We start from the raw sequence: 26,808 nt of genomic DNA, 5'->3' as shown, positions 1-26,808 counted from the left end.
AGCCCGAAGGCGGTGACCGGGTCGGTCACCGCCTTCGGGCTGTCAGCCGAGTTCGTACAACCAGTCCTGGACCGCGCGGGCGGTCGTGGGGGCGTGCCGCTCCATCATGGTGAAGTGGTCGCCCGGGACGTCCACCACGCGTTCCGTGCCGAGCCAGGACGCCTGCCAGTCGGTCCGCCGGACCTCGGCGTCGCCGAGCGGCTGCGAGGCGCGCACCAGTAGGGTGGGCGCGGCGATCGGCGCGGGCCTCCAGGTGCCGAACAGCCCGATGTACCAGCCCATCGCGGACATCCGGGCCGCGTCCATCGCGACCAGAGCCGAGCGCTCGTACATGCCGTCCAGCAGCAAGTCCTCGAATCTCAGCAGCGACTCGGCACCCGGCAGGTAGCTGTCCAGCAGCACTACGCCGGCGGCCGGCGTGCCGAGTTCCTCGAGTCGGCCGGCGACGGCGTGTGCGAGCATGCCGCCGGCCGAGGAGCCGAGCAGCACCACCGGGTGGCCGTCCGCGTAACTCAGCGCCGTCCGTGTCTGCAGGTCGATCAACGCCTCCGGGGTCGCGGGCAGGCTCTGGCCCCGGGCGAAGCCCGGAGCGGGCAGCGCCGCCACCTCGCGCTCGCCGCGGAACGGTGCGGCGAATTGCGCGTACTGGTGCACGCCCGCCAAAGCCACGATCGAGGCGAAGCAGAGCAGGACCGGGTGACGCTCACCGCGAGCCAGTCTGACCGGCTGCGGAGCGTGCTCGAGCTCGGACGGCGACGCGAAGCTGTCCCGCAGCGCAGCCGCGGCGAGTAGCAGGTCGACGCCCTCCTTTCCCTTGCCGGACTTGGAGGCCTCGCGGAAGAGCGCCCCGAGGGTGTCCTGTTCGTCTGCGGCCGACCCGGTCGCGACGACCAGTGCGCCCGACTCGGCGGTGCCGGGACCGAGTTCACCGTCCAGGTAGGAGGCCAGCTCGGTCGGCGACGGGTGGTCGAAGACCAGCGTGGCGGGCAGCCGGAGCCCGGTCGCGGCGGCCAGCGTGTTGCGGAACTCGACGGCGGTGAGCGAGTCGAAGCCCGACTCCAGGAAGCCGCGGTCCGCCTCGACCGCTGCCGCGGTGGGGTGACCGAGCGCGGCAGCGGCCTGGCCACGGACCAGTTCCAGCAGTGCGGCGGCCCGCTCCGACGGTGCCAGGGCGGCGAGCCGGGGCCGCAGATCGGCCGAGGACGGCTGCCGCGAACCGGCAGTCCGGCGGGCGCCGCCACCGACCAGGCCGCGCAGCAGGGCAGGTGGTTCGGTGGGCAGGGCCCGCAGTGCGGCAAGGTCGAGGCGGACGGGCAGCAGGACGGTGCGGTCGGTGGCGAGGGCAGCGTCGAAGAGTGCCAGACCCTGGTCGGGGGCGAGCGGCAGGATTCCGGAGCGCCCCATGCGGGTGAGGTCGCCAGCCCCCAACTTCTCGGTCATGGCGCTGCCTTCGGCCCACAGGCCCCAGGCCAGCGACTGGGCCGGCAAGCCCTGGGCCCGGCGGTGGGCCGCGAGGGCGTCCAGGAACGCGTTCGCAGCCGAGTAGTTGGCCTGGCCGGTGCCACCGAAGGTACCCGAGAGGGAGGAGAACAACACGAACGCCGAAAGCTTCTGATCACGCGTCAACTCGTGCAGGTTCAACACCGCGTCGACCTTCGGCCTGAACACCGTGTCGATCCGCTCGGCGTCCATCGACTCCACCACACCGTCGTCCAGCACACCCGCGACATGCACCACGCCGCTCAGCTCCACACCCGCCAACACCTCGGCCAGCGCCGCACGATCGGCTGCGTCACAGGCCACCGACACCGCCTCGGTACCCAACTCCGCGAGCTCGGCACACAGTTCGGCAGGCACCCCGCGACGACCCAGCAGCAGCAACCGCCGCACCCCGTGCCGCACCACCAGATGACGCGCCACCAGCGAACCCAACCCGCCGGCCGCACCCGTCACCAGCACCACGCCCGCCGGATCCCACACCGGCCCCGCAGGCTCGCCGAGCGACACCCGCACCAGCCGACCCGCCCGCACCACACCCGCCCGCAGCACCAGCTGCGGCTCACCCGTGCCCACCGCGACCGGTACCCGGGACAACGACCCGCTCTCCGCGTCCACCAGCACGAACCGCCCCGGATGCTCCGACTGCGCCGAACGCACCAGGCCCCAGGCGGCCGCGCCGGCCACATCGCCGACGTCCGCACCGTCGACCGCCACCGCGCCCGAGGTCACCAGCACCAGCCGCGCCTGCGCGAACCGGTCATCCGCCAGCCACTCCCGCACCAGCTGCAGGGCCTGCCCGGCCGCAGCCCGCACCCCCACCGCCGTCGGCTCCGCCTGGTCGAGCGCCACGGCCACCGTCTCCGGCAGCCGCAGCCCCAGCGAGACCGCCTCTGCGAGCGCGGCGAGGTCCGCGTACGCCTCCGGCTCGACGCCGCCCTCGGCCAGTGCTCCGGCCAGCCCGAGCCCGTCACGGCCCAGTACCGCCCAACGGCCGGTCTGCGCCCCCTGGTCCGACGGCTCGGCAGGCACCCAGTCGAGCCCGAACAGCGCGTCCGGCCCGGTCGGCCGCACCGCCATGGCCGCCTCGGCCCGGGCCGGACGCAGGGCGAGCGACTCCAGCTCGGCCACCGGCTGTCCGGCCGGGTCGGCCAGGGCGAGCGCGATCTCCGCGTCGCCGAGCACCCTCAGCCGCACCCGCAGTCCGGTCGCCCCGACGGCGCCGAGCTCGAAGCCGCGCCAGCTGAACGGCAGCAGGGTCGCGGCGCCGTCGCCGTGGTCGGCGGTGGCGACGGCGCTCTCCGCGACGGTCTGCACTGCGGCGTCCAGCAGCGCGGGGTGCAGGACGAACCGGCCGGCCACCGCGTGCTGGTCCGAGGGCAGCTCGACCTCTGCAAACAGCTCCGCACCCCGCCGCCACAGCGCGGTGACACCCCGGAACGCGGGCCCGTAGTCGAGGCCGCGGTCGGCGTACCGGGCGTAGAAGTCCGCCACGTCCAGCAGCTCGGCACCGGCCGGCGGCCACTCCTGGGTGGAGGCGTCCACCGCGCCGGGGCGGGTCGCCGGGGCGAGTGTCCCGACGGCGTGCCGGGTCCACGGCTGGTCCGTCGCCGCCTCCTGCGGGCGGGAGTGCACGGTGACGCTGCGCGCCCCTGTCTCGTCCGGCGCGCCCACCACCACCTGGACCTGGACCTGACTGCGGGGGGGCAGCACCAGCGGTGTCCCCAGGATCAGCTCGACGACCTTCCGGCAGCCGACCTGCTCACCAGCGTGCACCGCCATCTCCAAGAAGGCCGTGCCCGGCAAGACCGGTGTGCCGTGCAGCACATGGTCGGCCAGCCAGGGCTGGTCCCGTACCGACAGCCGGCCGGTCAGCAGCAGGCCGTCGCCCTCGGCCAGGGCGACGATCCCGCCGAGCAGCGGGTGGCCGCCCGGCGCCACGCCGAGCGCGCCCGGGTCGCCGAGGTGGGTGGGAGCCGCCAACCAGTAGCGCTCGCGCTGGAAGGCGGTGGTCGGCAGGTCCACCGGCGGCTGCCCGCCACCGCCGTACACGGCACCCCAGTTCACCGGCACGCCGCGCACGTGGAGTTCGGCCAGTGCGGTGACGGCGGTGGTCACTTCCGGGCGGTCACGGCGGACCACGGTGAGCAAGCCGAACCTCCCACCCGACTCACCGGCGAGGCAGTCGCCGGCCAGCGCGGCGAGCGTGCCGTCCGGCCCGAGGGCAAGGAACGTGCCCACGCCGCGCCCACGCAGCGTCCGCACGCCGTCGGCGAACCGGACGGTCGCGCGGACCTGGCGCACCCAGTACTCGGGATCGCCCAGCTCGGCGTCACCGGCCGGGCCGCCGGTGACCCCGGACACCAGCGGCATCGCGGGCGCCGCGTAGCTCAACCCGGCGGCGACCGTGCGGAACGCGTCGAGCATCGGGTCCATCAGCGGGGAGTGGAAGGCGTGGCCCACGGCCAGCCTGTGCGTCTTGCGTCCTCGCCCGGCCCAGTACTCGGCCATTTCCGACACCACGGCCTCGACCCCCGAAAGCACCGTCGCAGTCGGGCTGTTGACCGCAGCGATCCCCACCAGGTGCTCGCGGCCGGCCAGTTGGGCTCGGGCCTCGTCCTCGGTCGCCTGCACAGCCAGCATCGCACCGCCGGCCGGCAGTTCCTGCATCAGCCGGCCGCGCGCGGCGACCAGCCGGCACGCGTCGTCCAACGAGAACACCCCAGCCACGTGGGCCGCCGCGATCTCACCGACCGAGTGGCCGAGCAGGATGTCCGGCCGCACGCCCCAGGACTCCAGCAGCCGGAACTGGGCGACTTCGAGCGCGAAGAGCGCGGGCTGGGCGTACTCGGTGCGCGCCAGCGACTGCGGCTCATCGAACACCACCTCGCGCAACGGCCGGTCGAGCCGCCCGGTGAAGTGCTCGGCGGCCTCGTCGAAGGCCGCCGCGTAGGCCGCGAAGTTCTTGTACAGTTCGCGCCCCATGCCGGCCCGCTGCGAGCCCTGGCCGGCAAACAGGAAGGCGGTGCGAACGCCTGCCGGGCCGATGGCCCCGGCGACTACTGCCTGGTCGGGCCGGTCCGCCACCAACGCCTCCAGGGCGTCCAGTTGACCGGTCCGGCCCTCGCCGAGCAGCACCGCCCGGTGCTCCAGCGCGGCGCGGCCGGTGGCCAGCGTCCGGCCGATCTCCGCATCGCTCGCGGCGAGCTCGCCGCTCACCCGGTCGCGCAGCCGCCGGGCCTGGGCGCGCAGCCCCTCGCGGGTACGCGCGGCGAGCAGCCACGGGGTGACGGCCGGCGCGGCGTCGGCGACGGGCGGTTCGGCGGCCGGCGCGGCTTCCAGGATCACGTGGGCATTGGTGCCGCTGATCCCGAAGGAGGACACGCCGGCCCGGCGCGGCCGGTCGGTGTCCGGCCACGGCTGCGCCTCGGTGAGCAGCGCCACCTGCCCGGCCGACCAGTCGACGTGCGGCGACGGCGCGTCGACGTGCAGGGTCCGCGGCAGCAGTTCGTTCCGCATCGCGAGCACCGTCTTGATCACGCCGGCGACCCCGGCCGCGGCCTGGCTGTGTCCGATGTTCGACTTGATCGAGCCCAGCAGGAGCGGCACCTGCCTCGCTTGCCCGTAGGTGGCGAGGATCGCCTGGGCCTCGATGGGATCGCCGAGCGGGGTCCCGGTCCCGTGTGCCTCGACAGCGTCCACCTGGTCGGCCGTCAGCTGCGCGTCGGCCAGCGCCTGGCGGATCACCCGCTGCTGGGCCGGGCCGCTGGGGGCGGTCATGCCGTTGCTGGCGCCGTCCTGGTTGACCGCGCTGCCGCGCACCACCGCGAGCACCTGGTGCCCCAGCCGTCGCGCGTCCGAGAGGCGCTCCAGAAGCAGCAAGCCCACGCCCTCCGACCAGCCGGTCCCGTCTGCAGCGGCCGCGAATGGCTTGCAGCGGCCGTCGCGGGCGAGCCCGCGCTGGCGGCTGAACTCGGTGAACGTGCCCGGCGCCGCCATCACCGCGACACCACCGGCCAGCGCGAACTCGCACTCCCCCTCGCGCAGCGCCCGCGCCGCAAGATGCAGCGCGACCAGCGAGGAGGAACAGGCCGTGTCCACGGTCAGCGCCGGGCCCTCCAGGCCCAGGGTGTAGGCGATCCGCCCGGACAGCAGCGAGGGCGCCTTGCCGGTCAGCAGGTGCCCCTCGACACCGTCGGCGCCCGCCGCGCCCAGAGCGGCATACCCCTGGTACACGGCCCCGACGAAGACCCCGCCACGGCTGCCGCGCACCGACAGCGGGTCGATGCCGGCGCGTTCCAGCAGCTCCCAGGAAGCCTCCAGCAGCACCCGCTGCTGCGGATCCATGGCCAGCGCCTCGCGCGGTGAGATGCCGAAGAACGCCGGGTCGAACTGCGCGGCACCGTCGATGAATCCGCCTTCGGCGACGTAGCTGGTGCCCGGCCGGTCCGGGTCGGGGTCGAAGAGACCGTCCAGGTCCCAGCCGCGGTCCGTCGGGAAAGGACCGATCGCGTCGCGCCCGTCAGCGAGCAGATCCCACAGCTGCTCGGGGGTGTCGACCGAGCCCGGGTAGCGGCAGCTCATGGCCACCACGGCGATCGGTTCGTGCCGCTTCGCCTCGACCTCGGTCAGGCGCTGCCTGGTGCGGGTCAGATCGGTGGTCACACGGTTGAGGTAGTCGCGGAGCTTGGTCTCGCTCACCGGCTGTCCGTCGCTTTCTGGGGATCCGACGTTCGTAGGGGCCTGAGGAGGACTCAGGAGATGCCGAGTTCGTTGTCGATGTAGGCGAACAGCTCGTCGTCGGAGGAGGAGACGATCCGCTCCTCGTCGGCGATCGCGGCCGACGCGTCCGCCACCGGCTCGCCGAGCTGCTCGAGGAGTTCGCGCAGCCGGGTGGCAACCAGGGTCCTGGTGTCGGCGTCGGCGATCGCGCCCGGCAGCAGCGGGTCGAGCCGGTCGAGCTCGGCGAGCAGCCGCGGTGCGTCCCCGGTTTCCCAGGCCGGCAGCAGCTCGTCGAGCAGATGCTCGGCGAGCGCCGCCGGGCTCGGGTGGTCGAAAACCAGCACGGCGGGCAGCCGCAGACCGGTCGCGACGCTGAGCCGGTTGCGCAGTTCCACGGCGGTCAGCGAGTCGAAGCCGAGTTCCTTGAACGCCCGCCCGGGCGACACCGCCTCGGTAGAGGCGTGGCCGAGCACGGTGGCCACGTGCTGCACCACCAACTCCTGCAGCGCGTCGAACCGTTCGGTAGCGGTCAGGCGGGCGAGGCGCTCCCGCAGCGCACCGTTGTCGCTCGGTGCGGCGTCCGCCCTCTCGGCGGCGCGGCGGGCGGGCCGGCCGGCGAGCGCGCGCAGCAGGTGCGGGACCGGGCCGCTGCGCGCCTGGGCACGCAGCGCGGGCAGGTCGATCCGGGTGGCGACATGCAGCGCCTCGGCCGCCGGGAGCGCGGCGTCGAAGAGTGCCAGGCCGTCCGCCGTGCTGAGCTCGGTAAGGCCGGACCGCGCGATGCGCCGGACATCCGTCTCGTCCAACTCGCCGGTCATTGCGCTGCGTTGCTGCCACAGGCCCCAGGCCAGCGAGCTCCCGGGGCGACCTTCGGCACGGCGACGCTGGGCCAGCGCGTCCAGGAAGGCGTTCGCCGCGGCGTAGTTGCCCTGGCCGGCGCCGCCGAAGACGGCCGCGGCGGAGGAGAACAGGACGAAAGCGGCAAGGTCGAGCTCGCGGGTGAGTTCGTGCAAGTTGAGTGCGGCGTCGACCTTGGGCCGCAGCACGGCGTCGAGCCGGTCGGGGGTGAGGGAGGCGATGGTGCCGTCGTCGAGCACGCCGGCGGCGTGCACCACGGCGGTGAGCGGGTGCTCGGCGGGCACGCTCGCGAGCAGCCCGGCCAGGGCCTCGCGGTCGGCCGTGTCGCAGGCCACGATCGCCACCTCGGCCCCCAGCTCGGCCAGTTCGGCACGCAGCTCGGCCCCACCGGGCGCCGCGGATCCCTGCCGACTGGTCAGGAGAAGCCTGGTGATGCCGTATTCGGTTACCAGGTGGCGGGCCAGCAGGCTGCCGAGCACGCCGGTGCCGCCGGTGAGCAGCACGGTGCCCTGCGGGTCGAGCGGCGCCGGGATGGTCAGCACGACCTTGCCGCGGTGGCGGGCCTGGCTGAGGTAGCGGAACGCCTCTGGGCCGTGGTGGATGTCGAAGGCAGTGACCGGGAGCGGCTGAAGCACGCCGGCTTCGAAGAGTGCGAGCAACTCGGCCAGCATCTGCCGGATCCGCTCGGGGCCGGCCTCGACCAGGTCGAAGTCGCGGTAGGCGACGCCCTGGTACTCGGCGGCGACCTGCTCGGCGGGGCGCTTGTCGGACTTGCCCATCTCCAGGTAGTGGCCACCGCCGGGCAGCAGTCGCAGGCTCGCGTCCACGAGCTCGCGGGCCGGCGAGTTGAGGACGACGTCCATGCCATGGCCGCCGGTGGTCTTCAGGAACTTCTGCTCGAAGTCGAGGGCGCGAGATGAGGCCAGGTGGTCTTCGTCCAGGCCCAGTCGGCGCAGTGCCTCCCACTTGCCCTCGCTCGCCGTGCCGAACACCTCGACGCCAAGGTGCCGGGCCAGCTGGACCGCCGCCATGCCGACCCCGCCGGCCGCCGAGTGGACCAGTAGCCGCTGGCCGAGGCGGATCGCGGCGAGGTCGGTCAGGGCGTAGTAGGCGGTCAGGAAGACCACGCTGACCGAGGCGGCCTGAGCGAACGACCAGCCTTCGGGCATCCGGGTGACGGTCCGGTGGTCGGCGACGGCCAGCGGGCCGAACGCACCGGAGAACAGGCCGAACACCCGGTCTCCGACGACCAGCCCGGTCACGCCGGGGCCGACCTCGGTGACCACGCCGGCGCCCTCACTGCCCACGGTGTGCTGGTCCGGGACCATTCCGGGGGCGGGCACCACGTCGCGGAGGTTCAGACCGGCCGCTCGCACCGCGATCCGCACCTGCCCCGGGCCCAGCGGCGCTGCGGCCTCGGGGCAGGGCAGGTAGGCGAGGTTCTCCACTTTGCCGGTCTGCCGGATATCGAGCCGCCACGGGCCGGCCGGGAGCTCCGGCGACCCGAGGTCCGCTTTGACCAGCCGGGCAGCGTGCAGCCGGCCGTCGCGCACCGCGAGTTGCGGCTCGGCCGAAGCGAGGGCCGCACCGAGCACGCTCGGCAGGTCACTCACCGCGTCGAGGTCCGGCCGGTCGAGGTCCAGCAGCAGGAAGCGGCCGGGGTGCTCGGACTGGGCTGAGCGGACCAGGCCCCAGACCGCGGCGTCGGCCAGGTCGGCGATCGTCTCGCCGGGCACGACGCGAACGGCGCCCCGGGTCGCGAAGACCAGTCGCGATTCCTCGAACCGGGGCTCGGCCAGCCATGACTGGAGCAGCGCGAGCACGCGGTGGGTGGCGTCATGGACTCGCTGCGCCGGGTCGGCCGTGGCCGGCAGCGTGTTGAACGGGCCTACGGCCAGCACCACTTGGTGCTCGGCGTGGAGCCCGGCCAGGTCGGCGACGGGTGCGCCGAGGCCGGCGGGCAGCAGGCCGGGCTCGCCGAGGACCGCGACCGAGCCGAGCGGCGCCGCCTCCGGGTGATCCAGCGGCAGCCAGTCGACCTGGAACAGCGCGTCCTGTGCCGGCGCGTTGCCGGGGGCCCGCAGCTGGTCGGCGACGACCGGGCGGCAGACCAGTGAGTCCACTGCGGCGACCGGACGGCCCGTGGGGTCGGTGACCGAGACCGCCATGCCGTCCGCACCTGCCGGGGCGAGGTGCACCCGCAGCGCGGTCGCTCCGGTGGCGTGCAGCCGGACACCGGTCCAGGAGAACGGCAGCCAACCCTGCCCGGCGTCCCCGTCGGCTGCCGAGTCGTCCGTGCCGCGCAGGAACATGGCATGCAGCGCGGCGTCCAGCAGCGCGGGGTGCAGGCCGAACCGGGCGGCCGCCTCCTCCTGCTCGGCGGGCAGCGCCACCTCGGCGAACAGCTCCCCGTCCCGCCGCCAGGCGGCCCGCAGGCCCTGGAACGACAGGCCGTAGGCGAAGCCCGTCTCGGCCAGGCGGTCGTAGAAGCCGTCAACCGGGACGGCTTCGGCCCCGGCCGGCGGCCAGGCGGCCGAACCGGCGTCAGGCGCCGCCTCAGCCGTGCCCGGGGCGAGCACCCCGTCGGCGTGCTGGGTCCACGGCTGCTCGGGCGCGGCGTCCGCCGGACGCCCGTAGAGGCTCAGGTGACGGTTCCCGCTCTCGTCCGGGCCGCCGACCGTCAGCTGGATCTGCACTGCACCGTGCTCCGGCAGCAGCAGCGGAGCCATCAGCGTCAGTTCCGTCACCTGGCCGCAACCGACCTGGTCGGCGGCTCGCACCGCCAGCTCCAGGAACGCGGTGCCGGGCAGCAGCAGCGAGCCGTGCACGGCGTGGTCGGCAAGCCAGGGGTGGGTCTGCACGGACAGGCTGGCGGTGAAGAGGAACCCGTCCGTCTCGGGCAGCGGCACCCAGGCGCCGAGCAGCGGGTGGTCGGGCGAACCGAGGCCGACCGCAGTGACGTCACCGGCGAAGGAGGTGAGCGCCTCGAGCCAGTAGTGGGTGCGCTGGAAGGCGTAGGTCGGCAGCTCGACACGGCGGGTGCCGTCGGGGAACCGCCAGTCAATGGACACACCGTTGACCTGGAGTTCGGCGGCAGAGGCCAGGAAGCGGGCCGGACCGCCCTCGTTGCGGCGCAGGGTGCCGGTGACGACGGCCTCGGGCGCGGTCTCCTGGAGTGCCATGGTGAGCACGGGGTGCGGGCTGACCTCGACGAACACGGTGTGTCCGTCGGAGGTCAACTTGCTGACGGTTGCTTCGAGTTCAACGGTCTGGCGGAGGTTGCGGTACCAGTAGGCGGCGTCCGGCTGCTCGGTGTCGAGCCGGCCGGCGGTGACGGTGGAGTAGAACGGCACGGTAGCGGCACGCGGCGTGATCGGCCGCAGCACGTCCAGGAGTTCGGCCTCCAGCGCCTCGACGTGGGCCGAGTGCGAGGCGTAGTCCACCGGGATCCGCCGGGCCCGCACACCGTCCGCCTCGCAGTGGGCCAGCAGCGCGTCCAGCTCCCCGGTGTCACCCGAAACCACCACCGTTGCAGGGCCGTTGACAGCGGCGACCGACAGACCGCCGGTGAGCAACGCGTGAACATCGGCCAGCGGAAGCGCCACCGACACCATGCCACCGCGTCCGGCGATCGCTTGGAGAGCCTTGCTGCGCAGCGCCACCACCCGGGCAGCGTCCTCCAGCGTGAGCGCGCCGGCAACGCAGGCGGCCGCGATCTCACCCTGGCTGTGGCCCACCACCGCCGACGGCTCGACGCCGTACGAGCGCCACAGCTCCGCCAGCGACACCATCACCGCGAACAGCACCGGCTGCACCACGTCCACGCGCTCCAGGTCTGAGCCGTCGCCGCGCAGCACCTCGAACAGGTCCCAGTCGACGAACGGCACCAGCGCCGCCGCACACTCACCCATCCGCGCCGCGAACACCGGCGAGGCGTCCAGCAGTTCGACCGCCATACCGGCCCACTGCGCACCCTGCCCCGGGAAGACGAACACCACCCGGTCCCGCTCACCGGCCGCCACACCCTGCACCACACCAGGCGCCGGCCCCCCAGCGGCGACCGCCGCCAGCCCGCCGAGCAGTGCCTCCCGCCCGTCCGCCACGACCACCGCGCGGTGCGCGAAGGCCGAGCGTGCGGTGGCGAGCGTCTGCCCGACTCCGACCGGGTCCAGGTCGGGCCGGCCGGAAAGGTGGGCGTGCAGCCGCTCGGCCTGCGCTCGCAGTGCGTCGGCACAGGTACCGGAAACCACCCAGGGCAGCGCGTCGGGCGTGCCCGGTCCGGCCTCGTCCAGGGCCTGCGCCGGGGCATCCTCCAGGATCACGTGCGCATTGGTGCCGCTGATCCCGAAGGAGGAGACGCCGGCCCGGCGCGGCCGTCCGGCCTGTGGCCAGGGCGTGTTCTCGGTGAGCAGCTCGACGCTGCCCGCCGACCAGTCGACGTGCGGGGAGGGCGCGTCCAAGTGCAGCGACTTGGGCAGCAGCCCGTGCCGCATGGCCAGCACCATCTTGATCACGCCCGCGACACCGGCCGCGGCCTGGGTGTGCCCGAGGTTGGACTTGACCGAACCGAGCCGCAGCGGTGCCGCGTCCCGGCCTTGGCCGTAGGTGGCGAGAATCGCCTGGGCCTCGATCGGGTCACCCAGCGCGGTCCCGGTCCCGTGTGCCTCAACGGCATCGACCTGGTCCGCCGTCAACCCGGCGCTCGCCAGCGCCGCGCGGATCACCCGCTGCTGCGAAGGGCCGTTGGGCGCGGTCAGGCCGTTGCTCGCACCATCCTGGTTGACGGCGCTGCCGCGCAGCACGGCGAGCACCGGGTGGCCGTTGCGCTCCGCGTCGCTCAGCCGCTCGACCAGGAGCAGCCCGAGGCCCTCGGCGAAGCTGGTGCCGTCGGCCGCGGCGGCGAACGGCTTGCAGCGCCCGTCCGGAGCGAGGCCGCGCTGGCGGCTGAACTCGACGAACAGGCTCGGGGTCGACATCACCGTCACGCCGCCGGCCAGGGCCAGGTCGCACTCCCCCGACCGCAGCGACTGGGCGGCGAGGTGCAGCGCGACCAGTGAGGAGGAGCAGGCGGTGTCGACGGTGACGGCCGGGCCTTCCAGGCCGAGCGTGTAGGAGATCCGGCCGGACATCACGCTGGCCGAGTTGCCGGTGCCGAGGTAGCCCTCGGCCCCCTGGGTGGAGGCGAGCGGACGGTGGCCGTAGTCCTGGTAGTTGGTGCCGGCGAAGACGCCGGTGCGGCTGCCGCGCAGCGCGGCCGGGTCGATGCCCGCGCGCTCGATCGCCTCCCAGGAGGTCTCCAGCAGCAGGCGCTGCTGCGGGTCCATGGCCAGCGCCTCGCGCGGCGAGATCCCGAAGAAGTCGGCGTCGAACCGGCTCACGTCAGCCAGGAACCCGCCCTCGCGGGTGTAGAAGGTGCCGACCTTGTCGGGGTCGGCGTCATAGCCGCCGTCGAGGTCCCAGCCGCGGTCGGTCGGAAAGGCGGAAATGGCGTCACCGCCGGCTGCCAGCAGCTGCCACAACTCCTCGGGGGTGCTGACACCGCCCGGGAACCGGCAGCTCATCGCGACGATCGCGATCGGCTCGTCGCTGCTCGTTGCCACCGCGATCACGGGGGCGGTACTGCTGCCGACGAGTTCCGAGCGCAGCTGGTCGGCCAGCGCGTTCGGGGTCGGGTGGTCGAAGACCAGGGTGGCGGGCAGCCGCAGGCCGGTGGCCCGGCTCAGGCCATTGCGCAGGTCGACGGCGGTCAGCGAGTCGAAGCCCAGCTCGCGGAAGGTCCGCCCGGGTTCGACCGCTTCGGGGCCGACATGGCCGAGCACGCCCGCCACGTAGACCCGGACGAGTTGCAGGAGCGCGCGCCGCTGGTCGGCGTCGGACAGCCCCGCCAGCTTGGCCGCGAGGTCCGATGAGTCGTCGGCGGGCGCGCCGTGGGCCGTGCCGGCTGCCGGGCTACGGGTGGCCTCGGGGATGCCGCGCAGCACCGGCCTGGTGCGGGTCGACGTGAAGGCGGGGGTGAACATCTCCCAGTCGATGTCGATCAGCGCGAGGTAGGTGTCGTCCTGGTCCAGCGCCTGCTGGAGAGCGGTGACGGCCAGGGCCGGCCGCAGCGCGGCGACACCGTGGCGGCTGAGCCGGTCGCCGATCCGGCCTTCGGCCATGCCGCCGTCGGCCCACGGGCCCCAGGCGATCGAGGTGGCGGGCAGTCCCTGGGCTCGGCGCTGCTGGGCGAGCGCGTCCAGGAAGGCGTTGCCGGGTGCGTAGTTGCCCTGGCCGCTGCCACCCAGGGTGCCGGCCGTGGACGAGAAGAGCACGAACGCGTCCAGGTCCAGCTCGCGGGTCAGCTCGTCCAGGTGGACGGCAGCGTCGACCTTGGCGTGCAGCACCCGGTCGATCTGGTCGACCGTCAGCGACTCGACCAGGCTGTCGTCCAGCATGGCGGCGGTGTGCACCACGGCGGTCAGCGGGTGCTCGGCGGGCACGGTCGCGAGCAGTTCGGCGAGCGCGGCGCGGTCGGAAACGTCGCAGGCGGCGATGGTCACCTCCGCGCCCAACTCGGCCAGTTCCTTGCGCAGTTCGTCCGCGCCCGGGGCCGCGGGGCCGCGCCGGCCGGCCAACAGCAGGTACTCGGCGCCACGGGCGGCCAGCCAGCGGGCCACGTGCGCGCCGAGCGCCCCGGTGCCGCCGGTGACCAGCACGGTGCCGCGCGGGCGCCAGTCGCGGGCCGGTGCCGCCATCGGGAAGCGCTCCAGACGGCGGCCGAGCAGGCCGGCGGGCCGCAGCGCTACCTGGTCCTCCTCGTCCAGGCCGCCGAGCACGGCGGCCAGTCGGGTGGCGGCGCGTTCGTCGAACTGCTCGGGCAGGTCGATCAGGCCGCCCCAGCGCTCCGGGATTTCTAGCGCGGCGATCCGGGCGAAGCCCCAGACCATCGCCTGCACGGCACTGCGCACCACCTCGGCGCGCCCGGTACCGACGGCGCCGCGGGTGGCGTACCAGAGCGGCGCGCCGATTCCGGCGTCGGCCAGCGCCTGAGTGAGGGCCACGCTGCCGGCCAGGCCGCGCGGGACGGACGGCTGGTCGGGATGCGGGCACTCGTCGAGCGCGAGCAGCGACAGCACACCGCTGACGGCCGCCCCGGCCGCGGCCTTGCTCAGCAGCTCGGCGAGCGCCGCGCGGTCGGTCGCGTCGGTGACGAGTGGCGTGACGTTCGCGCGACGTTCGAGACCGGCGAGGACCGCGGCCGTCTGCTCGTCCTCGGCCAGGGCGGCCGGGACGACCGCGAGCCAGGTTCCGGTCAGTACGACCGGGTCGGGCTCGGCCAGCGGCTGCCAGCCGATCCGGTAGCGCCAGTCTTCGACCGTGGCGTGGTCGCGGCGCGCCCGGTGCCAGTCGGCCAGGGTCGGGAGGAGGGTGTCGAGCGAGGCGCGCTGCTCGGCGCTCCGCACGGCCAGGGTGCGCGCGAGGGCGTCGGTGTCGGCGCTCTCCACCGCCGCCCAGAAGCGCGCGTCGGCGGGGTCCTGGTGGACGGCGGCGGGTGCGGGCTGGGGCCAGTAGCGGGTGCGCTGGAAGGCGTAGGTGGGCAGGTCCACGCGGCGGGTGCCCTCGGGGAACCGCCAGGTGACGGGGACGCCGCTGACGTGGAGTTCGGCGGCGGAGGTCAGGAAGCGGGCCAGGCCGCCCTCGTTGCGGCGCAGGGTGCCGCTGACGACCGCGTCGGGCGCGGTCTCCTGGAGTCCCATGGTGAGCACGGGATGCGGGCTGACCTCGACGAAGGCGTCCAAGCCGTCTTCGATCAACGTGCGAATCGCTGCTTCGAGTTGGACGGGCCGGCGGAGGTTCCGGTACCAGTAGGCGGCGTCCAGCTGGGCGGTGTCGAACAGGCCGGCGGTGACGGTGGAGTAGAAGGGCACCTGCGAGGTACGCGGCGTGATCGGCCGCAGCACGTCCAGGAGTTCGGCCTCCACCGCCTCCACGTGCGTGGAGTGCGAGGCGTAGTCCATCGGGATCCGCCGGGCCCGCACGCCCTCTGCCTCGCAGCGGGCCAGCAGTGCGTCCAGCGCCGAGTTCTCGCCCGAAACAACCACCGTTGCAGGGCCGTTGACGGCCGCCACTGTCAGGTCAGAGATCAGCATCTCGCGCACCCGGTCCTGGGGCAGCGAGACGGAGACCACACCGCCTCGGCCGGCGATCGCTCGGAGGACCCGGCTGCGCAGCGCCACCACCCGGGCCGCGTCCTCCAGCGACAGTGCGCCGGCCACACACGCGGCAGCGATCTCACCCTGGCTGTGCCCGACGACCGCCGCGGGCGTGACGCCGTAGGAGCGCCAGAGCTCCGCCAGCGACACCATCACCGCGAACAGCACCGGCTGCACCACATCGTCGCGTCCGAGCACGGCACCGTCCCCGCGCAGTACCTCGAACAGGTCCCAGTCCACGAACGGCGCCAGCGCCGCCGCGCACTCACCCATCCGCGCCGCGAACACCGGTTCGATGTCCAGCAGTTCGACCGCCATGCCGGCCCACTGCGCACCCTGCCCCGGGAACACGAACACCACCCGGTCCCGCTCACCGGCCGCCACGCCCTGCACCACACCAGGCGCCGGCTCACCCGCCGCCAGCGCACCCAGCGCCGCCAGCGCGCCGGGCCGGTCCGCGGCCAGCAGCACCGCCCGGTGGTCCAACGCCGCCCGACCGGCCGCGAGTGTGCGCCCGGCCTCGGGGAGCGGCAGCTCCGGCCGGTCCACCAGGTGCGCGCGCAGCCGGGCCGCCTGGGCGCGCAGTGCGTCGGCGCCACGGGCGGACAGCGGCCAGGGCACCGGGAAGGTCATCGGTTCGCCGGGCTCGGCCGACTCCTCGACGGGGGCCTGCTCAAGGATCACGTGGGCGTTGGTACCGCTCATGCCGAAGGAGGACACCGCCGCGCGCCGCGGCCGGCCGGTCTCCGGCCACGGCACGGCCTCGGTCAGCAGCTCCACGGAACCCGCCGACCAGTCGACGTGTGGCGTGGGCACGTCCACGTGCAGCGTCTTCGGCAGCAGGGCGTGCCGCATCGCCATGACCGTCTTGATCACCCCGGCGACACCGGCCGCTGCCTGGGTGTGCCCGAGGTTGGACTTGACCGAACCGAGCCGGAGCGGAGCCGCCTCCCGGTGCTGCCCGTAGGTGGCGAGCAGCGCCTGCGCCTCGATCGGGTCACCGAGCGTGGTCCCGGTGCCGTGCGCCTCGACGGCGTCCACCTCGGCGGCCGTCAGACGCGCGTCGGCGAGCGCCTGCCGGATGACGCGCTGCTGGGACGGGCCGTTCGGCGCGGTGAGGCCGTTGCTGGCGCCGTCCTGGTTGACCGCGCTGCCGCGCACCACTGCCAGCACCGGGTGCCCGTTTCGGCGCGCGTCCGACAGCCGCTCCAGCAGCAGCACGCCGACGCCTTCGCCCCAACCAGTGCCGTCGGCCGCGGCCGCGAACGGCTTGCAGCGGCCGTCAGCGGCCAGCCCGCGCTGGCGGCTGAACTGGACGAAGGCGGCGGGCGTGGACATCACGGTGACACCGCCGGCCAGCGCGAGGTCGCACTCCCCCGCCCGCAGCGCCCGCACGGCGAGGTGCAGCGCGACCAGCGAGGAGGAGCAGGCGGTGTCGACGGTGACGGCCGGGCCTTCCAGCCCGAGCGTGTAGGAGATCCGGCCGGAGACCACGCTCGCCGCGTTGCCGGTGCCCTCGTGGCCGTCGAGGCCCTCCGGGTTGGCCAGCAGCAGCATCGAGTAGTCCTGGCCGTTGGTGCCGGCGAAGACGCCGGTGCGGCTGCCGCGCAGCGCGGCCGGGTCGATGCCCGCGCGCTCGATCGCCTCCCAGGAGGTCTCCAGCAGCAGGCGCTGCTGCGGGTCCATGGCCAGCGCCTCGCGCGGCGAAATGCCGAAGAAGTCGGCGTCGAACCGGCTCGCATCGGCCAGGAACCCGCCCTCACGGGTGTAGCTGGTACCGGACTGCTCCGGGTCGGCGTCGTGCAGCGCGTCCAGGTCCCAGCCTCGGTCGGCCGGGAAGTCCGAGACGGCGTCGACGCCGTCGGCAACCAGCCGCCAGAGCTCCTCCGGGGTCTGCACCCCACCGGGGAACCGGCAGCTCATCGCGGTGATCGCGATGGGCTCCGGCTCGCCCGACTCGACCGCCAGCAGGCGCTCGCGGGTCTGGTGCAGATCCGCCGTGACGCGCTTCAGGTAGTCGAGGAGCTTCTCCTCGTTCGTACGTGTGTCACCCATGGGACTGGTCAGGGCTCCTCGGAGATCGGAAGGCACCGGCTCAGGAGAACCCGAGCTCCTTGTCGATGAAGTCGAAAATCTCGTCGGACGAAGCCGACTGGATCTGGTTCGCGACCGCGTTGGTCGCCGTTTCCGACCGCGAGCCGCCGCACTTGAGCAGCAGGGTCTGCAGCCGGGTGGCGATCTGCGCCCGGTCGGGGTCCTCGGCGTCGAGCGCGGCCAGAGCCGTATCGAGCCGGTCCAGCTCGCCGAGCAGCGCGGTGCCGGCGGGAACCCCGCCGGGCGCGAGTTCGGTGTGCAGCCGGCGGGCGAGTTCGGCCGGGGTCGGGTGGTCGAAGACCAGGGTGGCGGGCAGCCGGACCTCGGTCGCGGCCGCCAGTCGGTTGCGCAACTCGACGGCGGTCAGCGAGTCGAAGCCGAGCTCGCGGAAGGCGCGCCGGGAGTCGACCGCCTCCGCCGTGCGGTGGCCCAGCACGGTGGCGACCTTGGTGCGCACCAGGTCGGTCAGCAACCGGAGTTGGTCGGCCGGCGGCAGGCCGGCCAACTTGGTGCGCAGCGACGGGGCGTCGGACGGCCCGTCGGCGGTCTGTTCGCGGCCTGCCCCTTCGAGCGCGCGCCGGGCCTCCGGCAGCGTGTCGAGCAGGCGGCCGGGCCGGTCCTTGCAGTGGGCCGGCGCGAAGTGCGACCAGTCGAGGTCGGCGACCGCGACGGTGACGTCCCCGTGCCCGAGCGCCGCGCCGAGCGCGGCCAGCGCCCGCTCGGGCGCCATCGGCCGCAGGCCGCCGCGCCGCAGCCGGTCCGCCACCGTGTGGTCGGCGGCCATGCCGGCGCCGGCCCACGGGCCCCAGGCGATCGCGGTCGCCGGCAGGCCGAGGCCGTGCCGGTGCTCGGCGAGTGCGTCCAGGTAGGCGTTCGCGGCGGCGTAACTCGCTTGGCCTGCCCCACCGGTGGTGCCGGCGAGGGAGGAGAACAGCACGAAGGCATCCAACTCCAGCTCGCGGGTCAGCTCGTGCAGGTTCCAGGCGCCGTCGACCTTCGGGCGCAGCACGGTCGACACGCGCTCGGGGGTCAGGCCGTCCAGCACGCCGTCTTCGAGCACTCCCGCGGTGTGGACGACGGCCGTCACCGGGATCCGGGAAAGCAGGTCGGCAAGTGCTTGACGCTCCGTCACATCCACTGTTTCGACCAGCACTTCCGTCCCGGTCGCGGACAGCTCGGACAGCAGCTCGGCCGCGCCGGGGGCCGCGAGGCCGCGCCGGCCGGCCAGGACGAGACGCTCGGCGCCGTTGGCGGCCAGCCAGCGGGCGACCTCGGCGCCCAGGGCGCCGGTGCCACCGGTGACCAGGACCGTGCCGGACGGGTGCCAGGCCTGCGCCTTCGGGCCGGTGGTGGCACGCGCCAGGCGGCGTCCCAGCAGGCCCGCCCCGCGTACGGCGACCTGGTCCTCGGCCCCACCCGCGAGGACCGCGACCAGGCGGGACGCCGCGCGTTCGTCCAGGGTCGGCGGCAGGTCGACCGAACCGCCCCAGGAGGAGGGAAGTTCGAGCGCCGCGACCCGACCCAGACCCCAGAGCGCCGCCTGACCGGGGTCGGCCGACCGGTCCGCGTGCCCCGTCGACACCGCGCCACGGGTGACCGCCCAGTACGGCGCCGCGAGTCCGGCGTCGCCCAGGGCTTGGAGCATGGTGATGGTCAGCGTGAGGCTCCGCGCGGCCTGCTCGGGAGCCGCACCGTCTTCCCAACCCACGAGTGCGGCAATGCCGTTGAGGTCGGCGTCGGCCAGCTCGGTGCGCAGCAGCGCAGTGAGGCCGGCACGCTCGGCGTCCGCGGGAAGCACGAGGCGGACTACGTGGGCGCCGTGCCGCACCAGGCCCGCCTCGATGGCGGTGACCGCCGGGTCGGCAGCGGCGGCCTGATCCAGCACCAGGGCCCAGGTGCCGTGGAGTGCGGTAGTGGCGGGTTCGGGCAGCGCCGCCCAGTCGATCTGGTAGCGGCAGCTGTCGAGCTCGTTCTGCTCACGTCGTCGGTGACGGTAGGCAGCGAGGGCGGGCAGCAGCTCGCTGAGCGGGCGGTCGGCGTCCAACTGGAGGGAGTTGGAGAGTTCGGCAGCGTCCGCGCGGTCGACGAGCTCCCAGAACTCGGTGTCCACCCCGGCGACGTCGGCGGGCCGAGCCTCGGACTCGGGGGCCTCCAACCAGTAGCGCTCGCGCTGGAACGGGTAGGTGGGCAGGTCGATCCGGTGGGCACCGGGGAAGGCGCGGGTCCAGTCGACGGTGGCGCCGTCCACGTACAGCTCGGCCAACGCGGAGAAGAACGCGGTCGGCTCGGAGCGGTCCTTGCGCAGGGCGGTGGTGACGACGCTCGGGGCGGTGGACAGGCCGTCCTCGGTGAGCGCGGTCAGCACGCCGTCGGGGCCCAGCTCCAGGAAGCGGGTGACGCCGGCTGCTTCGAGCGCCTGGACGCCGTCGTGGAAGCGGACCGCCTCGCGGACGTGCCGCACCCAGTAGTCCGGGTCGCGGAGTTCCTCGGCGGTCGCGAGGCGGCCGCTGAGGTTGGAGACCAGCGCGAGGCTCGGCGCGGCGAGGTCCAACCCGCGCACCACCTCGGCGAACTCCGCCAGCATCCCGTCCATAGCAGGAGAGTGAAACGCATGCGAGACCCGCAAACGCCTAGTCTTTCGACCCAACCCCTCCCAGTGGGCCGCCAACTCCAGTACGCCGCCTTCGTCGCCGGACAGCACCACCGAACGCGGACCGTTCACCGCCGCGATGGCCACGCCCTCGTCGAGGCCGTACTCCAGAATCTCGGCCTCAGTCGCCGCCACGGCCACCATCGCACCACCGGGGGGAAGTTGCTGCATCAGGCGACCGCGGGACGCCACCAGCCGGCAGGCGTCGTCCAGCGAGAAGACACCTGCCACGTGTGCGGCGGCGATCTCACCGACCGAGTGGCCGATGAGGGCGTCCGGCATCAAGCCGAAGGACTCCAGCAACCGGTACAGCGCCACTTCCAGGGCGAACAGCGCCGGTTGGGTGTACGCAGTCTGGTGGATCACCTCACTGTCGCCGAACACCACCTCCCGTAGTGGCCGTTCGAGCTCGGCGTCCATCCGTGCGCACACCGCGTCGAAGGCTTCCGCGAACACCGGGAACGCCGCGTACAAGTCTCTTCCCATACCCGGGCGTTGCGCCCCCTGGCCGGTGAAGAGGAACGCCGTCCGGCCGGCCGCCGCGACGCCCCGGACCAGCCCCGGCGCCTCGTCGCCCAGCGCGAGCGCCGCCAGCGCTTCCGGCTCCAGGGCGACCGCGCGGTGCTCGAACACCGCACGCCCGGCCGCCAACGAGAAGCCGCCGTCCGCCAACGAAGTCTTTCCGTCGAAGAGTTCACGCAGGAGATCGGCCTGTGCCCGCAACGCCGCCGCGCTGCGCCCCGACACCACCAGCGGCGTGACCTCACGGGTCGGCGTGGCCGGAGCGTCCAGGACGGCCGGTGCCTGCTCGATGATCGCGTGGGCGTTCGTCCCGCTGACCCCGAACGAGGACACGCCCGCCCGCCGCGGCCTGCCGCTCTCCGGCCAGTCCACCGCCTCGGCCAGCAGCCGCACTTCGCCCGCCGACCAGTCGACCTGCGGCGTCAGCTCGTCCACGTGCAGGGTCTGCGGCAGCACCCCGTGCTCGATGGCCAGCACCGTCTTGATCACCCCGGCGATGCCCGAAGCCGCCTGGGTGTGGCCGAGGTTGGACTTCAGCGTGCCGAGCCACAGCGGCCGTTCGGCGGGCCGGTTCTGCCCGTAGGTGGCCAGCAGCGCCTGCGCCTCGATCGGGTCGCCGAGCCGGGTGCCCGTACCGTGCGCCTCCACCGCGTCGACCTGGTCGGCCGTCAAACCGGCGTTGGCCAGCGCGGCTCGGATCACCCGCTGCTGGGAGGGACCGTTGGGCGCGGTCAGGCCGTTGCTCGCACCATCCTGGTTCACCGCCGTGCCTCGCACCACCGCCAGCACCGGGTGCCCGTGGCGCTCCGCGTCCGAGAGCCGCTCCAGCAGCAGCACCCCGGCGCCCTCCGCCCAGCCGGTCCCGTCCGCCGCCGCCGCGAAGGCCTTGCAGCGGCCGTCCGAGGAGAGTCCGCCCTGGCGGCTGAACTCCACGAAGGCCATCGGCGTGGACATCACCGCCACGCCGGCGGCCAGCGCCATGCCGCACTCGCCCCGGCGCAGCGACTGCACCGCCAGGTGCAGCGCCACCAGCGAGGAGGAGCACGCCGTGTCCACCGTCACCGCCGGCCCTTCGAGCCCGAAGGTGTAGGCCAGTCGGCCTGAGGCGACGCTGCTGGCGTTGCCGGTGAGCAGGTACCCCTCCACGCCCTCGGGGACGCTGGCGAGGCTGGTCCCGTACCCGGATGCACCGGCGCCGACGAAGACCCCGATCTGCTCGCCCTTGACCGTGTCCGCCCGGATCCCCGCCCGTTCGAACGCCTCCCAGGCGGTCTCCAGCAGCAGCCGCTGCTGCGGGTCGGTGGCCAGCGCCTCGCGCGGCGACATGCCGAAGAAGCCCGGGTCGAACAGGCTCGCGTCGTAGAGGAAGCCGCCCTCGCGGGCGTAACTCGTGCCGGGGTGCTCGGGGTCGGGGTCGTAGAGCTCGGCCAGGTTCCAGCCACGGTCGGCCGGGAAGCCGCCGATCGCGTCACCACCGGCGACGACCAGCCGCCACAGCTCCTCGGGGCTGCGCACCCCGCCAGGAAGACGGCAGCTCATGGCGACGATCGCGATCGGCTCGTCATCGATGGCGGCGACGGCAGCGACCGGCATGTGGTTGCCGGCAGAGACGGCCGCGCCCAGCAGCTCGTCGCGCAGGTGGCGGGCGACCACGGTGGGGGTCGGGTAGTCGAAGACCAGCGTCGCGGGCAGCCGCAGACCTGTCTCGGCGGTGAGCCGGTTGCGCAGGTCGACCGCGGTCAGCGAGTCGAAGCCCAACTCGCGGAAGGCCCGGCCGGGTTCCAGCTCCGCCGCCGACGCGTGGCCGAGCACAGCGGCCGCGTGGCTGCGGACCAACTCCAGCAGGCGGTGCTCGCGTTCGGCCTCGGCGAGCGGGGCGAGCTCACGCCGCAGCCGGGCGCCGGTGTCGGCCGGGTCGGCCGCGGGTGCCGCCTGCTCCAGGGCTCGACGGACCTCCGGCAGGTCGCCGAGCAGCGCGCTGGGGCGGGTCAATGTGAACGCCGGCGCGAACCGGGCCCAGTCGACGTCGACGACGGTGAGAGTCTCCTCGCCGGCTGCGAGTGCCTGCTGCAGTGCGGCGATCGCGGACTCCGGTGCCATCGCGGGCAAGCCGCGCCGGGCCAGCTGCTCGCCGGCGCCGTCGCGGGTGGCCATGCCGACCTCAGCCCACGGGCCCCAGGCGACGGCCGTGCCGGCCAGGCCGCGGGCCCGGCGGGCCTGGACCAGCGCGTCGAGGAAGGCGTTCCCGGCCGCGTACGCGCCCTGGTCACCGCCACCCCAGACGCCGGAGATCGATGAGAAGACGACGAACGCGTCCAGCTGCCGGTCGCCGAGCAGCTCGTCCAGGTGCGCGGCGCCGACGGCCTTGCCCGCGATCACCTGCGCTGCTTCGGCGAGACCGGTCCGGGCGAGCGGCGCCGCGAGGGTGACACCCGCCGCGTGCACCACTGCCGACACCGGCCAGCGGTCCAGCAGGTCGGCCACGGCCGCGCGGTCTGCCAGGTCGCACGCCTCGATCGCCACCTCCGCGCCCAGCGCGCGCAGTTCCTGGGCCAGCTCGGCGGCGCCGGGCGCGGCCGGGCCGCGACGGCTGGTCAGCACCAACCGCTCGGCGCCCGACCCGGCGAGCCAGCGGGCGACCTGCGCGCCGAGGCCGCCGGTGCCGCCGGTGACAAGCACCGTGCCGCGCGGGCGCCAGTCGACGAGCTGCCCGGAGTCGGCGCGCACCAGGCGCCGCCCGAAGACGCCGGAGCCGCGCACGGCCACCTGGTCCTCAGTCCGGGCGTCCTCAGACCGGGCGCTTTCGACCCCGGCGGCGAGTACGGCCAGCAGGCGGGCGACCGCACGCCGGTCCACCTGCTCGGGGAGGTCGATCAGCCCGCCCCAGGAACGCGGGGTCTCCAGGGCGGCCACCCGGCCCAGGCCCCAGGCCATCGCCTGCACGGGTGCCGCCAACCGGTCCGAGCGGCCGGTCGACACCGCGCCGCGAGTCACGCACCACACCGGTACCGGCAGCCCGGCGCCGGCCAGCGCGAGCGTCGCGGCGAAGCCCGCCGACAGCTGCGGATGCTCGGAGTGCGGCCGCTCGTCCAACGCGAGCAGCGACAGCACGCCGGTCGTCGCGTCGTCCAGCGCCTCGCGCACGGCGGCCGGTCCGCCCGACACCAGCACCGCGCCCCGGCGTTCGAACTCGGCGACCAGCTCCGACAGGCCGTCGGGGACGGTTTCCGGGAGTGCGACGATCCAGCGGCCGGGGAGCTCGGGAACGCCTGCCAGGTCCAGCGGCCGCCAGGACACCCGGTAGCGCCACCGCTCGGTCTCCGACCAGCTGCGGCTGCGGGCCCGGTACGAGGTCAGCGCCGGCAGCAGGCCGCCGAGAGCCTCCGTCTCGGTGAGCTCCAGGGCCCCGGCGAGGGTGGTGAGGTCGGCCCGCTCGACGGCGTCCCAGAAGCGGGTGTCGCCGACGGGTTCCAGCCGGACCTCGTCCGCCTCGGTGGCGGGGACGTCCTGGAGCCAGTACCGCTGCCGTTGGAAGGGATAGGTCGGCAGCTCCACGGGCTGGGCCGGCGTGCCGGTGAACAGGCCGCGCCAGTCCACCGCCCCACCACCGGTGTGGAGTTCGGCGACGGAGGTGAGCACCCGGCGGGCTCCGCCGTCGTCGCGGCGGAGCGTGCCGACCACGCAACTCGGCTGCTCAGCCGGTAGATCGGCCGCGTCGAGACTCTCCTGCAGGGCCATGGTGAGCACCGGGTGCGGGCTGACCTCCACGAGGCGGGTGTGCCCCGAAGAGATCAACTGCGAAACAGCCGCGCCGAGTTGGACGGTGCTTCGAAGGTTGCGGTACCAGTACGCGGCGTCCAGCTGCTCGGTGTCGAGTAGGCCGCCGGTCACGGTGGAGTAGAACGGCACCTGCGCGGCGCACGGCGTGACTGGGCGTAGTGCGTCCAGGAGTGCGGCCTCCAGCGCCTCGACGTGGGCGGAGTGCGAGGCGTAGTCGACCCAGATCCGCCGGGCTCGCACGCCGTCCGCCTCGCAGCGGGCCAGCAGCTGGTCCAGTTCCCCGGTGTCACCCGAAACCACCACCGTGGCAGGGCCGTTGATCGCCGCGATCGACAGTCCCGGTGTGAGCAGCTCACGCACCCCGTCCTGGGGCAGCGCGACGGAGACCATGCCGCCGCGTCCGGCGATCGCTTGCAGGGCCTTACTGCGCAGCGCCACCACCCGGGCCGCGTCCGCCAACGACAGCGCACCCGCCACACAGGCCGCCGCGATCTCACCCTGACTGTGCCCCGCCACGGCGGCCGGCTGCACGCCGAACGAGCGCCAGACCTCCGCCAGCGAGACCATCACCGCGAACAGCACCGGCTGCACCACGTCCACGCGTTCGAGCTCGGCCCCGTCCCCGCGCAGCACCTCCAGCAGGTCCCAGTCGACGAACGGCGCCAACGCCGCCGCACACTCCGCCATCCGATCGGCGAACACCGGTGAAGCGTCCAGTAGTTCGACCCCCATGCCGACCCACTGCGCACCCTGCCCCGGAAAGACGAAGGCCAGCCTGCCCCGGGAGCCGGCCACCCCCCGTACGAGCCCGTTCACCGAGGTGCCCGAGGCAAGAGCGTCCAGGCCCTTGAGGAAGTCCTCGCGCCGGTCGGCGAGCAGCACCGCCCGGTGTTCGAAGACCGCACGGGTGCCAACGAGCGAGAGCGCGGTATCGGCCGGGTCAAGGTCCGGGTGCTCGGCCAGGTGGGCCCGCAGCTGCTCCGCCTGGGCCCGCAGGGCGTCGGCGGTGCGCGCGGACAGCGACCAGGGCAGCAGGCCGGCGGTCCGCAGCACCGGCTCGGGCTGCACTCCGTTCTCCGGCTCGGCCACGGCCTCGGGTTCCGGTGCCTGCTCCAGTATCGCGTGGGCATTGGTGCCGCTGAGTCCGAACGAGGAAACGCCGGCCCGGCGAGGCTCGCCGGTCTCCGGCCAGGGTCGGGTATCGGTCAGCAGCGCCACGGCCCCGGCCGACCAGTCGATGTGCGGCGAGGGCGCGTCCACGTGCAGAGTCTTCGGCAGCAGTCCGTGCCGTATCGCCATGACCGCCTTGATCACCCCGCCGACGCCGGCCGCCGACTGGGCGTGGCCGATGTTCGACTTCAACGAGCCTAGCCAGAGCGGCCGTTCGGGGGTGTGCTCACGTCCGTAGGTGTTGATCAGCGCCTGCGCCTCGATCGGGTCGCCGAGCGTGGTTCCGGTGCCGTGCGCCTCCACCAGGTCGACCTGCTCCGCCGTCAGTCGGGCGTTGGCGAGTGCCGCGCGTATCACCCGTTGCTGGGACGGGCCGTTCGGTGCCGTGAGGCCGTTGCTCGCGCCGTCCTGGTTGACCGCCGTGCCGCGCACCACCGCGAGCACCGGGTGCCCGTTGCTGCGGGCGTCCGAGAGCCGCTCGACCAGCAGCAGCCCGACGCCCTCGGCCCAGCCCGTCCCGTCGGCGGCGGCCGCGAACGCCTTGCAGCGGCCGTCGGCGGCGAGGGCACGCTGGCGGCCGAACTCCTGGAACATGCCGGGGGTGAACATCACGGCCGCGCCCCCGGCCAGGGCGAGCGTGCACTCGCCCCGACGCAGCGACTGAACGGCCAGGTGCAGCGCCACCAGCGAGGACGAGCAGGCGGTGTCGACGGTGACCGCCGGGCCCTCCAGGCCGAGCGTGTAGGAGATCCGGCCGGAGGCCACCGAGAGGGCGTTGCCGGTCAGCATCAGGCCGCCGAGGCCGTCCGGGAACCGGGTGACGCCGGCCCCGTAGCTGGACGAGGCGGCGCCGACGAAGACGCCGGTCCGGCTGCCCTTGAGCGAGGCCGGGTCGATGCCGGCGCGCTCGCAGGCATCCCAGGAGGTCTCCAGCAGCAACCGCTGCTGCGGGTCTGTGGCCAGTGCCTCGCGCGGCGACATGCCGAAGAAGCCCGCGTCGAACTGCCCGGGCTCGTCGAGGAAGCCGCCGCGACGGACGACGGACATCTCGGCGGGGTCGGGCTCAGCGGCGAGCCCCCAGCCGCGGTCGGCCGGGAACTCGCCGACCGCGTCGCCGCCGTCGGCCACCAGCTGCCACAGGTCCTCGGGGCTGCGGACCCCGCCGGGGAACCGGCAGCTCATCGCGACGATCGCGATCGGCTCGTGGTCCTTGGCCTCCACCTCGTGCAGCCGGCGGCGGGTCTGGCGCAGGTCCGCCGTCGCCTTCCGGAGGTAGTCCAGGTACTTCTCTTCGTTCACCACTTACCGTCAGCCCCTTTGAGC

Annotated in this window: 3 protein-coding genes; all 3 read right to left on the bottom strand. The window is 74.1% G+C overall.

What is annotated here, in order from left to right:
* Positions 1-42: 42 nt before the first annotated feature.
* The 3 genes from P3T35_RS23135 to P3T35_RS23125 are packed head-to-tail and all read right to left on the bottom strand — an operon-like array spanning position 43 to position 26,787.
* Complete coding sequence (locus P3T35_RS23135; protein WP_101378594.1) at positions 43-6,198, bottom strand: type I polyketide synthase; 6,156 nt, start codon at positions 6,196-6,198, stop codon at positions 43-45.
* 53 nt (positions 6,199-6,251) lie between these two features.
* Positions 6,252-17,324: a type I polyketide synthase gene (locus tag P3T35_RS23130; protein WP_101378595.1), complete on the bottom strand. Its 11,073-nt coding sequence runs from the start codon at positions 17,322-17,324 to the stop codon at positions 6,252-6,254.
* Between the two features lie 40 nt (positions 17,325-17,364).
* A complete protein-coding gene (locus P3T35_RS23125) occupies positions 17,365-26,787 on the bottom strand; it encodes a type I polyketide synthase (protein WP_180356276.1) in 9,423 nt (3,140 codons plus the stop codon).
* Positions 26,788-26,808 lie beyond the last annotated feature (21 nt).

Source organism: Kitasatospora sp. GP30 (genome assembly GCF_029892145.1).
Lineage (GTDB): Bacteria > Actinomycetota > Actinomycetes > Streptomycetales > Streptomycetaceae > Kitasatospora > Kitasatospora acidiphila.
The sequence above is the reverse complement of the archived record's forward strand: the minus strand, read 5'-3'. Positions and strand labels throughout refer to the sequence as shown.

Excerpts from the sequence above, each read along its gene's own strand:
- P3T35_RS23130 (WP_101378595.1), bottom strand. The coding sequence starts at position 17,324 with ATGGGTGACACACGTACGAACGAGGAGAAGCTCCTCGACTACCTGAAG.